This window comes from Bradyrhizobium sp. PUT101, assembly GCF_052043945.1.
GTDB lineage: Bacteria > Pseudomonadota > Alphaproteobacteria > Rhizobiales > Xanthobacteraceae > Bradyrhizobium.
Genome location: NZ_CP197207.1, coordinates 5,886,367 through 5,899,562, shown reverse-complemented (window position 1 = coordinate 5,899,562; position 13,196 = coordinate 5,886,367). Strand labels below are relative to the sequence as shown.

Sequence of the window (13,196 nt, the reverse complement as noted above, 5' to 3'; positions counted from 1 at the left end):
TCAGGCCGCGCGGACCGATTCCAGGAACTGCGCGACTTCGACCTTCAGGCGGGTGCTGTCGGTCGCCAGCGACTTCGCCGCCGACAGCACTTCGCCCGAGGCCGATCCGGTCTCGCTTGCGCCGCGCTGCACGTCGGTGATGTTGGACGAGACCTGCTGGGTGCCGAGCGAGGCCTGCTGAACGTTGCGCGAAATCTCCTGCGTGGCCGCGCCCTGCTCCTCGACGGCAGCGGCAATGGCCGAGGACACCTCCGACAGCCGCTCGATGGTGCCGCCGATCTCCTGGATGGCGCTGACGGATTCCTGCGTCGCCGCCTGGATGCCCGAAACCTGCGCGCCGATCTCGCCAGTCGCCTTCGCGGTCTGCTCGGCCAGCGCCTTGACTTCGGAGGCGACGACGGCAAAGCCGCGGCCGGCCTCGCCGGCGCGCGCCGCTTCGATGGTCGCGTTCAGTGCGAGGAGGTTGGTCTGGCCCGCGATGGTGTTGATGAGCTCGACCACGTCGCCGATGCGGGAGGCCGCCTGCGACAGCGCGTTGACGCGCTCGTTGGTCCGCGCCGCCTGCTCGACGGCTTCCGCAGCCATCCGCGCCGAATCCTGCACGCGGCGGCTGATCTCGGTGATGGAGGACGACAGCTCTTCGGAGGCGGACGCCACCGCCTGGACATTGGTGGAAGCTTCCTCCGAAGCGGCCGCAACGACGGTTGCGAGCTCCTGGCCGCGCTGGGCCGTGCCGCTCAGCGTGGCCGCGGAGGCCTCGAGCTCGGTCGAGGCCGACGACACGGTCTCGACGACCTCGCCGATCATGACCTCGAAATTGCGGGTGATGGCATCGACGCGACGGCCACGCTCGATCTTGGCCTCGGCGTCGCGCGCCGCCGCCTCGTCGGCGGCCTTCTTGGCGATCAACGCCGCCTTGAAGATCTGGAGCGCATCCGCCATCGAGCCGATCTCCGTCTTCTCGCCGCGATGCGGCACCTCGGCCGACAGGTCGCCTTCGCCGAGCGACTGCATCGGACGAATGATCGAGGCGATTCCGCGCGAGACGTCGCGCACGAGGTAATAGGCGGCAGCGATCGCGATCGCGACGGCTGCAACGATGATGCCGACGAGCACGCGGAAGATGGTGGCGTAGCTGTCGGCCGCCTGCTTCGTTTCAGCTTCGGCGCCGCTGTTGTTGAGCTCGATGCTCTTCAGGAGCAGGGGATCCGCCGCCTGAGCCATCTTCGCGACCTTGGTCTGCAGCAGCTCGTTGGCATCGGTCGGGAAGCGGCCGGGGCTCTTGCGCGACAGCGCCATCGTCTCCTGAACGCCATTGAGGTATTCGGCCCAGGCCTTGGTCCACTGCTGGTAGATCGAGCGTTCCTCCGGCAAGGTGATCAGGCCTTCATAGATCTTGCGCGTCTTCTCGATGCGCTCGCGTAGCGGGGCCATGCGTTTCTCAGCGGCGTCCTTGCCTTCAATGCTCTCCTGCATCAGGTGCAGTCGCAGGACGACGCGCAGCTCGTTGATGTCGGCGCGCATCGAGCCGAGTGCACGCACGCTCGGCAGCCAGCTCTCCGCGATCTCGACCGTATGGGCGTTGATGTTCTGCATCGTGCCGATCGCCATCACGCCGACACCGGCGAGCGAGAGCACGAGGACCGACAGCACGGTCAGCAGCTTGAATACGATCGACAACTTCGACATCACGGCAATCCCGATAGTCGCCAGCAACGCGCAAATCACCTGCGCCGCAATCGTCGCGACGGACGACAGGGCGGAAGTCAGATCAACAATGCTGGCTGGTTCTTGTCCCGAGACATTGCGCCCATAATTGCAAGTAGGCGTTAACAGGAACCTCCGTAAAACTACGGCTCGCGCCGTGATCGCCAACTATCTGCTGCAGCCGCATGGCGCTCTCCCGCCGCGATGCGGACGCAGCTTGATGCGCGGGATCATTCGAACAGGGTGACGGCGAGCGTCAGGCCGCGCGCACCGTACCCAGGAATTTTCCGACCTCCAGCTTCAGCCGGTTGCTGTCGCCGGACAGCGATTGCGCCGCCGCCAACACCTGCGAGGACGCCGAGCCGGTCTCGCTCGCGCCTTGCTGCACATCGATGATGTTGGACGACACCTGATGGGTGCCTGCCGCCGCCTGCTGCACGTTGCGGGAAATCTCCTGCGTTGCGGCGCCCTGCTCTTCGACCGCGGCTGCGATGGTCGAGGAGATCTCGGACAGCTTCTCGATGGTGTGGCTGATGTCCTTGATCGCGCCGACCGAATGCTCGGTGGCGGTCTGGATGCTGGCGATCTGCTGGCCGATCTCGCCGGTCGCCTTCGCGGTCTGCTCGGCAAGCGCCTTGACCTCGGAGGCGACGACGGCAAAGCCGCGGCCCGCCTCGCCGGCGCGCGCGGCCTCGATGGTTGCGTTGAGCGCCAGGAGATTGGTCTGGCCCGCGATGGTGTTGATCAGCTCGACCACGTCGCCGATCCGGGCCGCGGCAGCGGAAAGCTCACCGACGCGGTCGGTCGTGGTGCGGGCCTGGCTCACCGCATTGCTCGCAACGCGGGCCGATTCCTGCACCTGCCGGCTGATCTCGGTGATCGACGACGATAGCTCTTCGGTCGCCGACGCCACCGACTGCACATTGGTGGACGCTTCCTCGGAGGCAGCAGCAACCATGGTGGTGAGCTCCTGTCCACGCGCCGCAGTCGACGTCAGCGTCGACGCAGAAGCTTCCAGTTCGGTCGATGCCGAGGAGACGGTGTCGACGATTTCACCGATCGCGGCTTCGAAGCTGTCCGCGAGCTTGTGCATCTCCGCCTTGCGCTGCGCGGCCGCAATCTGGTCCTGCCTGATCTTGGCTTCGGCCTCTTCGCGCGCCTTCTGCTCGGACACGATCTTGAACTTTTCGACCGCCGCAGCGACGCCGCCGACCTCGTCCTTGCGGCCGAGACCGGGCAGCACCACGGAGAAATCGCCGCCGGCGAGCTTGTCCATGGCCACGGTGAGCGCGCGGATCGGCCGCGCGATGGTCAGGAACGACATCAGCGACGAGCCGATCAGGACCAAAGCCGCGATGACGCCGACCAAAAGCCCAAGCCGCTCGGACGATCTCATTTGTACAGCGGCCGCGGCATTCTCCTCTTCGGATTTGTGCCTCGCGTGATCGGCGATCTGGCTGATCAGCTCGTCGAGCTCGCCGGCAATCGGCAGGGTGACTTCCCGCGCGATGCGAATGGCGTCTTCATTGAGCTTCGCGACGACTGCGCCACTCGCGGCCAAGGCTTCGCCGCGGACGCCCGCGATCTGCTGCGCAGCCTTTCCGTAATCCGCGGCCCGCGATCTCAGTTTCTCCATGCGAGCGCGGTTCTCCGCCGCGTGGGACAGCCTCAGCATCGCATCGGTCATCAAGCCGATCGATTTCTGCTGATCGCCGAGACTCTGGGTGGCCTTCTGAAGATCGGCCGCGCTGTTGGCAAGACGAATGTCTCGCACTGCGAGTTGCATGGCACGAACTGCAACTTCGGCCCTGAGTGCGTCGCGGGCGATCTCCTGCTGTGCAAGTGCGTTTTGGCTGGTCTCGCGGATGCTGGCATTACCGAGCATCTGGCTGGCAATCATGGCGCCAACCAGGAACACCCCGAGCGCGGAAGCGATCGCCAGCTTGGTCCCGATCTGCAGATTTCGAAAGAGACTCAACATCGGTGCGTTTCCCCCGGAAACGAGCTGCCAAGTCATTGTTGGCCGCTTGGGCGTTGATCGCCCTTACCGAAAAGCTACAGGTCAGAGTTCCATCTTCTGGTTAACGAGAGGCCTCGCAGAAATACTGACTTTTTGCGCTAAATGATTGAAGGTGAAGAGGAATGATCTCGTCATAGTTGTAAATTGCAGCTTGAGATCGGAGCTAGGACGCTTTGCATCCGAGAGTTTCTCCAACCAGGCTGATTCGAAACACCGGCTTCTTGTTCTCGTCGAGCAGCTCCATGCACCACTCGGCGTTCGGCTTCAGGCTGCGCGCGATACCGCCGAGCAGATTGGCGCACACCACGGTCATCTCGGTCCAGGCCGCCACGCGATCCTCGAATTCGTACGGCTGGTCGGCGGCGCCGGAATAGCGGCCGGTACTGATGCGAAAGAAATAGAGCGACATCGTTGAACCCTCGCGCAGGACCGCCCCGGCCGCACGCAAATTGAGGGCGAACAGCTACCAACGCATGAAGGCCGCAGTCCGTATGACTACGGCGCAGCGGCTTCATGTTCGACGGACGTCTTCGGCGACAAGGTGCGCGGATGGTCCCGCGCGGCCAGCTCACTGGGTCGACCGGCGCAGCTCCAGCGGGCCTTCGTTCTTCGTGGGCTCGGACTTCACCGGCTCGAGCCGGCTGCTCTCGACGCGCGGCGTCTCGACGCGCGCGGCGACTTCGGTGTTCGACGCGCCGACCGATCCGGTGCGCTCCGAGGTCCTCAGCGAGCGCGGCCGCGCCGCAGCGCGCGCCATCAGCATCTGGTTGCCGCCCTGGTGACGGAAGTCGCAATAGGCGAAGCCCATGCCCGACACCGAGCCGCGGAAGCTGCGATCGTCGGTCTTTTCCAGGTTGAAACAGGGCTCGAAGGGGATGCCCTTGATCGAGGCGCAGACGTTCTGGCCGCGGATCTGGAGCGTATTGCCGGGCAGGCGGAGATGACGGACCGGGCCTGCGCCCGAGAACTGCACCGCACCGGCAGCGCCGAGATCGTCGAGGATGCGGCCTGCACCGCGGGTGCCGTCGAAGCAGGTGAAGGCGAACACTTTGCCCGCCACGAAGCGGCGCGCCTCGTCGGCGTTCATGCTTCCAGCAATGGCCGGCGCAAACGTTGCTGCCGCCGTGACAGCCCCCAACACAATACGCGCAAGCATGCTCAACTCCGAACTCAACCCCCGCAGCGGGCGATGCCCTATCTCTTTACCCGCTGCTTACCATACGAACCAAGGCAACATTGGAGCAGCTTGGTTGGTAAAGTCTAAACGCCGCTAGCCAATTTTAACCACGATGCGGCCCCGGACTTGGCCGGCAAGGATCTTCGCGCCCCACTCCGAAACCTCGTCGAGCGAAATTTCCTTAGTGATTTCAGATAGCTTTGTCCGATCCAGATCGGACGCGAGGCGTTGCCAGGCTGCCTTCCTCGGCTCGATCGGGCACATTACGGAATCGATGCCGAGAAGGCACACTCCGCGCAAAATAAACGGCGCGACCGAGGACGGCAGGTCCATACCGGCGGCCAGACCGCAAGCCGCAATCGCTCCACCATATTTCGTCATCGAGAGCAGATTCGCGAGGGTGGTCGAGCCGACGCTGTCGACGCCGCCTGCCCAACGCTCCTTGGCGAGGGGCTTTGCCGGGGCCGAGAGTTCATTGCGGTCGATGACTTCGGCTGCTCCCAGCTGCTTCAGGTAGTCGGCCTCGGAGGCCCGGCCGGTCGAGGCGATGACGTGGTAGCCGAGCTTCGAGAGCACGGCGATCGCGACCGAGCCGACCCCGCCAGCGGCGCCGGTCACCACGACCGGACCGCTCTTCGGCGAGACACCATGCTTCTCGAGCGCCAGCACAGCGAGCATCGCAGTGAAGCCGGCGGTGCCGATCGCCATGGCGTCGCGCGCCGACAGGCCCTGCGGCAGGGCGACCAGCCAGTCGCCCTTCACCCGCGCCTTCTCCGCATAGGCGCCGAGATGGGTCTCGCCCATGCCCCATCCGGTGCAGACCACCTTGTCGCCCGCCTTCCACTGGGGATGCGAGGAGGCTTCGACGGTGCCGGCGAAGTCGATGCCGGCGATCATCGGGAAGCGGCGCACCACCGGCGCCTTGCCTGTGAGCGCAAGGCCGTCCTTGTAGTTCAGCGTCGACCACTCCACACGGACGGTGACGTCGCCGTCCATCAGCTCAGCTTCGTCGAACTGCGTGAGCTGCGCGGTGGTGCCCTTGTCCGCCTTGTCGATCCGGATCGCCTTGAATGTGGCCACGACTTCACTCCCTGACTTGTTTCAGGGATTGTTTAGCCGATCAGGCAGGCTGTGCAACTGGCGCTCCAATTCCGAAGTTCGCAAACCCTGGCGGCACCAAAGGAGCGAACTTCGGAATCAAGAGGAGCGCCAGCAAGCAAATCATTCTAGTGCCGGCTATCGATTTGAAGTTCCTGACAGAATTCGCGGCTTGCACCGCAGGAACTTCAAATCGCCGGCACCAGTCGCTCGACAGGTTTCTCCACAATCGGAAGATTGATCAGCGCGGAAAGCACGCCGAACAGGATCGAGAGCCACCAGATCGGCGTGTAGGACCCGAACCGCTCGAACACGATGCCCCCTAACCAGACGCCGAGGAAGCCGCCGACCTGATGGCTGACGAAGGCGAAGCCGTACAGCGTCGCGAGCCAGCGCGTGCCGAACATCAGCGCCACCAGCGCCGAGGTCGGCGGCACCGTCGACAGCCAGGTCAAGCCGGAGATCGCGCCAAAGGCGATCGCCGAGAACGGCGTGATCGGAAATGCGATGAAGGCGAGGGTCGCCAGCGCACGGGTGAAGTAGATGGTCGAGAGGATGTAGCGCTTGGGCAGATGGTTCTGGAGATAGCCGACGCTGAGCGAACCAATGATGTTGAACAGGCCGATCGCCGCGATCACCCAGCCACCGGTTTGCGTCGAGATGCCGCTATCGACCAGAAAGGCCGGCAGATGCACGGTAATGAAGGCGAGCTGGAAGCCGCAGGTGAAGAAGCCGAGCACCAAGAGCACGTAGGAGCGGTGGCCGAAGGCTTCCGCCAGCGCCCTGGTGAAGGTCTGCTCATCCGCAGGCGCCGTGTTGGCCGTGCTTGCGACAGGGGGCGTCGAGAGCGCCAGCGACAGCGGGATGATCAGCAGCATCAGGAAACCGAACACGGAGAGCGCCTGCTGCCAGCCGAAATTATCGATCAACGCGACGCCGATCGGTGCGAACAGGAACTGCCCGAACGACCCCGCCGCCGTGCCGGCGCCGAGCGCAAGGCCGCGCTTCTCGGCCGGCAACAGCTTGCTGAACGCCGACAGCACCAGATTGAACGAGCAGCCGGCAAGACCAAAGCCGATCATCACGCCTGCGCCGATGTTGAGCGACAGCGGCGTCGAGGAATAGCGCATCAGGAGCAGGCCGCCGGCATAGAGCAGAGCGCCGACACACATCACCCGGAACAGGCCGAAGCGATCGGCGACTGCGCCGGCGAAGGGCTGGCCCAGCCCCCACAACAGATTCTGCACGGCAATCGCGAGGCCAAACACGTCGCGGCCCCAGCTGAACTCATGGCTCATGGGCTGCACGAAGAAGCCGAGCGCCGAGCGCGGACCGAAGCCGAGCATGCCGATCGCACAACCGCAGAGAATGATGACGGCCGGGGTACGCCAGTTGGAGGAACGTGAGGCGGGAGCGAGCTCGCCGATCTGGGTCGACATGGTCTTCCTCGTCTGTCGTTGGCGAATCCGCGATTAGCAGCCGCGGGGAGAGCCGTTTAATGCATCTGCATGCAAATCCCAAGTCAAAAAAGATCGCGAGTCGCGAACGATTGCATTCCAAGAGGAGCTGCCGCGGGAGCGTTGCGTTTCAAGCGGCCTCGCGCGACGCTTCACCCGCAAGCTGACGGGAATGTGTGCGGCAGGATCTAGCAGCCCGAACCGGAGCGTGCTATCTTCGATTTACTCAGATTGAGCATATTTGGGATTCATCCTGATCTGACCGGCCTCTCGGCCGGATTTCTCAGGCCCTACATATTCTCATCTTGAGCATAATAACCATGCATGGGAGGCTTCAATGCCGATCGCTGGAATTTACGGCCCCGACGATTTTGCCAATCGGCCGCAGGGCCAACTCATCACCTCCCCTCGCGCCGCGTCGGTGCCCGCGGGACCGACGTGGCCAATGCCCTCACTGGAATGGACGCCGGGGGTCGAGCGCGCCACCGCCCCGCTCTACGAGCGCGTGAAGCACGTGATCCCGCCGATCGAATGGCCGCTCATGGCGCCGACGATTCAGGCGATCAACGAACTGAAGCGCGCGCGTGGTGCGGTCATCCTCGCCCACAACTACCAGGCCCCGGAGATCTTCCATTGCGTGGCCGACATCGGCGGCGACTCGCTGCAGCTCGCCGTCGAAGCCACCAAGGTGAAGGCAGACATCATCGTCCAGTGCGGCGTGCACTTCATGGCGGAGACCTCGAAGCTGCTCAATCCGGACAAGACCGTCTTGATCCCGGATTCGCGCGCGGGCTGCTCGCTCGCCGCCAGCATCACCGGCGCCGACGTGCGGCTGCTCCGCGAAAGATTCCCCGGCGTGCCCGTCATTGCCTATGTCAACACCTCGGCAGAGGTGAAGGCGGAGGTCGATATCTGCTGCACGTCTTCGAACGCGGTGCAGGTGGTCGAGAGCCTGGGCGCTCGAAGCGTGATCTTCCTGCCCGACCGATACCTCGCCACTTACGTGGCTTCGAAGACCGACGTGAAGATCATCGCCTGGAAAGGCGCCTGCGAGGTGCATGAGCGCTTCACGGGCCAGGAGCTGCGGACCTTTCGCGAAGCCGACCCATCCGTCCAGATCATCGCGCATCCGGAGTGCCCGCCGGACGTGCTGGCGGAAGCCGACTTCACCGGTTCGACCGCACACATGATCAACTGGGTTCGCGCGAAGCGGCCGCGGCGCCTCGTCATGATCACCGAATGCTCGATGGCCGACAATGTGCGGGCCGAGCTTCCCGATGTGGAGATGCTGCGGCCCTGCAATCTCTGCCCGCACATGAAGCGCATCACGCTCGCCAACATCCTGGAGAGCCTGCTGACGCTTCGCGAGGAGGTGACGATCGATCCGGCGCTTGCCGAACGCGCGCGGCGCTCGGTCGAGCGGATGATCAATCTGAAGAACTAGCAACGCAATCGCTGTCGTCACAGGAAGATGTTTGGCGAACAACGACGTTAAACAGCTTCGCGCGACAACGTGCGCCGCGGCGCATGGGTCCCGGCGTTCGCCGGGACGACAGCGGAGTGAATGGAGAAGGCCATGACGAAGAATGTCGACAACCTCACCCGCACGACCGACGACGTCGTCATCGTCGGTGGCGGCCTTGCCGGACTGTTCTGCGCGCTGAAGCTTGCGCCGCGGCCGGTGACGTTGATCTCGGCGGCACCGCTCGGACAGGGCGCGTCGTCGGCATGGGCGCAAGGCGGCATCGCCGCGGCGGTGGCCGAAGGCGACACGCCGGAGGCACACGCCGCCGATACCGTCGCGGTCGGCGGCGGCCTTGTCGATGAAGCCGTCGCACTCGGGATCGCGCGCGAGGCGGCGCCGCGCATCCATGATCTTCTCGCCTATGGCGTGCCGTTCGATCGCGATCTCGACGGCAGGCTTGCCGTCGGACGGGAAGCTGCGCATTCCGCGCGTCGCATCGTGCATGTGCGCGGCGATGGCGCTGGCGCCGCGATCATCGCAGCGTTGAGCGAAGCCGTGCGGCGTACGCCCTCGATCCGCCTGATGGAAGGCTTTGTCGCCGAAGCCCTGTTGACCGAGGACGGCGCCGTGACCGGCCTTCAATTGCGCGAGGCCGGCAATCCCGCTGCACGGCCGGTCGTGCTCGCTTCACGGGCGGTCGTGCTTGCGACCGGCGGAATCGGCCATCTCTATGACGTCACCACCAACCCGTGTGAAGCGAGCGGCTCCGGCCTTGCCATCGCGGCCCGCGCCGGCGCCGTGATCGCCGATCCTGAATTCGTCCAGTTCCACCCCACTGCCATCATGGCCGGCCGCGATCCGGCACCGCTCGCCACCGAAGCCCTGCGTGGCGAAGGCGCTACGCTGATCAACGGCAGCGGCGAGCGATTCATGAGGGCGCGCCACCCGCTTGCCGAGCTCGCACCACGCGACATCGTGGCCCGCGGCGTGTTCACCGAGATCGCGGCCGGGCGCGGCGCCTTCCTCGATGCGCGGCAGGCGCTGGGCGCGCGCTTTGCCGAGAAGTTTCCGACCGTGCATGCGAGCTGCATCGCCGCCGGCATCGATCCCGCAGCGCAGCCGATTCCGATTGCGCCGGCCGCACACTACCACATGGGCGGCATCGCGGTGGACACGCGCGGCCGCAGCTCGATCGACGGGCTCTGGGCCGGCGGCGAGGTGTCCTCGACCGGCGCGCATGGCGCCAATCGGCTCGCCTCCAACTCGCTACTCGAAGCCGTGGTCTATGCCGCGCGCATCGCTGACGACATCGCCGGCCATGCGATCCCCGCGCGCGCCCGCCTGCCCGATGCGGTGACGGCGCGAGGCGGCGCGGCGGATAGCGCAGCCGTGAAGCGGCTGCGCACGATGATGAGCGCGCATGTCGGCGTGATCCGCGACGGTGACGGGCTTGCGGACGCCGTGCGCCACTTCGCCATGCTCGAACGCGAAGCCGGAAACATGGTCATTCGCAACATGGCGATTTCGGCCCTGCTCGTCGCCGCTGCGGCCTGGACGCGGCGCGAGAGCCGCGGTGCGCATTTCCGTTCCGACCATCCGGCTGACGCTCCCGGGCGGGCTCAGAGAACGATGACGACGCTCGTCGCGATGCGCGAGGTCGCGGAGAGCCTCAACGAGCGTGCGCTGCCACGCATTGCGCAATCCATGATCGGCTGAAGGAGGCCCCATGATCACCCCGACCTCACTGCTCTATCCCGACGCCTTTCTCTCTCCGCTCGCGATCGACGCGGCCGTGCAGCGCGCGCTCGACGAGGACCTCGGCCGCGCCGGCGACATCACCTCGCTTGCGACGATCCCGGAAGCAACGAGGGCGCAAGCGGTCCTCGTCGCGCGCCAGTCCGGCGTGATCGCCGGATTGCCGCTGGCGCTCGCGACCCTGCAGAAGCTGTCGCCCGACATCGAGCTGCGTGCACATGTCCGCGACGCCGCGCGGGTTGCGCGCGGCCAGCATGTGCTGACGATCTCGGGCCCCGCGCGCGTCATTCTTACGGCCGAGCGAACCGCGCTGAACTTCGTCGGCCGCTTGTCGGGCGTCGCCACGCTCACGGCGGACTATGTCGCGCGCACCGAAGGCACGAAGATGCGCATCTGCTGCACGCGAAAAACCACGCCGGGATTGCGCGCACTGGAGAAATACGCGGTGCGCTGCGGCGGCGGCTTCAACCATCGCTTCGGGCTCGACGACGCCATCCTGATCAAGGACAATCACATCGCGGTGGCCGGCGGCATCCGTCCGGTGCTGGAGCGCGCCCGTGCCCACGCGGGCCATCTCGTCAAGATCGAGATCGAGGTCGACACGCTGGTGCAACTGCGCGAAGTGCTCGACAGCGGGATGGCCGACGCGGTGCTGCTCGACAACATGGACCTTGCGATGCTGCGCGAGGCCGTAGGAATCAACGAGGGCCGTCTCAAGCTGGAGGCGTCCGGCGGCGTCACGCTGGACTCGATCGCCGCGATCGCGGCGACCGGTGTCGATTATGCGTCGGCGGGCGCACTGACGCATTCGGCGCCCAATTTCGATTGTGCGCTGGATATCGAGGCGTAGTTCAAGCGCCTGAGCTTCCACAACGTCTTGGCCGGGCTTGTCCCGGCCATCCACGTCTTGCCATGTGGAACGAAGAACGTGGATGCCCGGAACAAGCCCGGGCATGACGACCATCTCCAGATCCTACCGCCGCTCGCCCATCTCGGCGGAGCTCTTGGCTTCCTGCGCGAGTTCAGCGGACAGCGCGGCGGTCTGGGCCGGGGTGCCCCAGCTCGGCTCCTCGCTGCCGTCGCCCCAGTTGCGCGGCCGATAGAAGGTGTGCACGCCGGTCTTGTACATCTTCTTCATCTCGGCGACCCAGGACGGGCGGACCCAATAGGCGTGGTAGTGCGTCGACTTGCCGACCTCGGGCAGCCAGATCTGGCCGTCGAGCATCGCCTTGGAGATCTTCCTGGCCCGCTCCCACATTTCGGGCTCGCGGATCACGTCCGGATTGTTGTCGCAGGCAAAGGTGAACTGGCAGGCGAAATGGCGGTACTTGTTCTGGTAGACCACGCCGCACACGGTCTCGGGATATTTGCCGGAGAACACGCGGTTCATCACCACCTGCGCCACCGCGATCTGGCCGCGCACGGCCTCGCCGCGGGATTCGAAATAGACGGCTTCGGCGAGGCACTTCTCCGATTTCGCGCGCGACTTGTCGTCGAGCGCGAGCCGCTCCGCCGGCGATCTGGAACGCTGGCTGTCGGCGTTGACCTCGCCCTTCGGCGCAACGCTCTCGCCGCCTTCGATCTCCTTGTCAATCTCCGCCGATGAAGGCGACAGCGAAGCCGTCACCTTCATGTCGGGATCGGGCATCACGATCAGCGGCTCGGCGCCCGGCTGCCAGCTCTCGATGGGCTCGAGATTGCCGCCGAGCGAGGAGCTGCCGAAGAACAGGCTCGAGGTCTTGACTGCGAAGGGATCGCGTGCCGGCGCGGCGGGAGCCTGCTTCAACGCCTCCAGCGGCGCGGTCGCGAGCGCGCGCGCAGCGTCGCTGGCCTGCGGCGGATTGGAATATTGCGGCAGCGGCGGCGCGCGCAGCGCTTCCTGGAGCTCGGGATCGAGCACGGCTGCGGATTCCGGCGACATCGCCTGCGGCAACGCGACGGTCTTGGCGCCGAACACCGAGCGGTTCGACGTCGCGGGATCTTCCTGTGCCGGTTCTGCAGCCGGAGCGACCGTCTCGGGAGCCTGCGTCGGCGCGACGGTTGCGAGGCGATCACCCTTCAGGGAGCGATCGACCTTGGGAAAGTCGGAAGCCTGGTAGCGCGGCGGCGCCTGAAGCGCGGGATTGCGGCTGATCGCGCCGGTGACGTCGCGGCCGTCGAGGCTCGCGAGCCGAACCATCGCGCTCTGCGGAACGGAGGTGCCGATCGGCCGCGAAAAGCTGTAGGTCGCAAGCTGGATCGAGGACGCCGCGGAGAACACCTGCTTCTGCCAACGCTCGGCGACGCCGGGTTGGCGCGCCAGCAGCGAGGCAATGTCCTGATAGCCGGTCTCTCTCGGCATCAATGCGAAGATGCAGAGACCGATGCCGAAGGACGCGAAACGCGCGCCCTTCGGATGGTTACGCAACACTGACATCGATACGCTCACGCTACGCTTACGCTCGTCCGATCGAACTCAGTACATCCGTGCAATTCGATCCTTATCGTAAGTATCCAATTTAGGTTGCCGGGGCGTTA

At 65.4% G+C, this 13,196-nt stretch carries 10 protein-coding genes; 3 read left to right on the top strand and 7 right to left on the bottom strand.

Annotation, left to right across the window (positions count from 1 at the left end; all coding sequences use genetic code 11):
- From ACSHT2_RS28260 to ACSHT2_RS28235, 6 genes are all read right to left on the bottom strand, one after another.
- Nucleotides 1-1,689 (bottom strand): methyl-accepting chemotaxis protein, encoded by a 1,689-nt coding sequence (locus tag ACSHT2_RS28260; protein ID WP_440637977.1) that lies wholly within the window; start codon nt 1,687-1,689, stop codon nt 1-3.
- 274 nt (nt 1,690-1,963) lie between these two features.
- Complete coding sequence (locus tag ACSHT2_RS28255) at nt 1,964-3,688, bottom strand: methyl-accepting chemotaxis protein (RefSeq protein ID WP_440637975.1); 1,725 nt, start codon at nt 3,686-3,688, stop codon at nt 1,964-1,966.
- Between the two features lie 202 nt (nt 3,689-3,890).
- Nucleotides 3,891-4,136 (bottom strand): DUF6894 family protein, encoded by a 246-nt coding sequence (locus ACSHT2_RS28250; protein ID WP_319330051.1) that lies wholly within the window; start codon nt 4,134-4,136, stop codon nt 3,891-3,893.
- A 159-nt stretch (nt 4,137-4,295) separates the two neighbouring features.
- Entirely contained in the window at nt 4,296-4,883 is a 588-nt protein-coding gene (locus ACSHT2_RS28245; RefSeq protein WP_440637973.1) for a hypothetical protein, read from the bottom strand.
- A gap of 114 nt (nt 4,884-4,997) precedes the next feature.
- Complete coding sequence (gene acuI, locus ACSHT2_RS28240) at nt 4,998-5,984, bottom strand: acrylyl-CoA reductase (NADPH) (RefSeq protein ID WP_440637971.1); 987 nt, start codon at nt 5,982-5,984, stop codon at nt 4,998-5,000.
- A gap of 206 nt (nt 5,985-6,190) precedes the next feature.
- Nucleotides 6,191-7,441 carry an MFS transporter gene (locus tag ACSHT2_RS28235; protein ID WP_440637969.1) on the bottom strand — a complete coding sequence of 417 codons (1,251 nt, stop codon included), beginning with the start codon at nt 7,439-7,441 and terminating at the stop codon, nt 6,191-6,193.
- Between the two features lie 355 nt (nt 7,442-7,796).
- Here ACSHT2_RS28235 and nadA point away from each other — a divergent pair, with 355 nt between their 5' ends.
- The 3 genes from nadA to nadC all read left to right on the top strand — a co-directional run bounded on the left by nadA (nt 7,797) and on the right by nadC (nt 11,529).
- The gene (gene nadA / locus ACSHT2_RS28230; protein WP_440637967.1) at nt 7,797-8,903 is read left to right on the top strand and encodes a quinolinate synthase NadA; all 1,107 of its coding nucleotides are present in this window, start codon (nt 7,797-7,799) and stop codon (nt 8,901-8,903) included.
- A gap of 132 nt (nt 8,904-9,035) precedes the next feature.
- A complete protein-coding gene (locus tag ACSHT2_RS28225; protein WP_440637965.1) occupies nt 9,036-10,640 on the top strand; it encodes an L-aspartate oxidase in 1,605 nt (534 codons plus the stop codon).
- A gap of 10 nt (nt 10,641-10,650) precedes the next feature.
- Complete coding sequence (gene nadC / locus ACSHT2_RS28220; protein ID WP_440637963.1) at nt 10,651-11,529, top strand: carboxylating nicotinate-nucleotide diphosphorylase; 879 nt, start codon at nt 10,651-10,653, stop codon at nt 11,527-11,529.
- Between the two features lie 123 nt (nt 11,530-11,652).
- On the opposite strand, the gene ACSHT2_RS28215 is transcribed toward nadC, so the two are convergent.
- Complete coding sequence (locus ACSHT2_RS28215; RefSeq protein WP_440637961.1) at nt 11,653-13,095, bottom strand: cell wall hydrolase; 1,443 nt, start codon at nt 13,093-13,095, stop codon at nt 11,653-11,655.
- Nucleotides 13,096-13,196 lie beyond the last annotated feature (101 nt).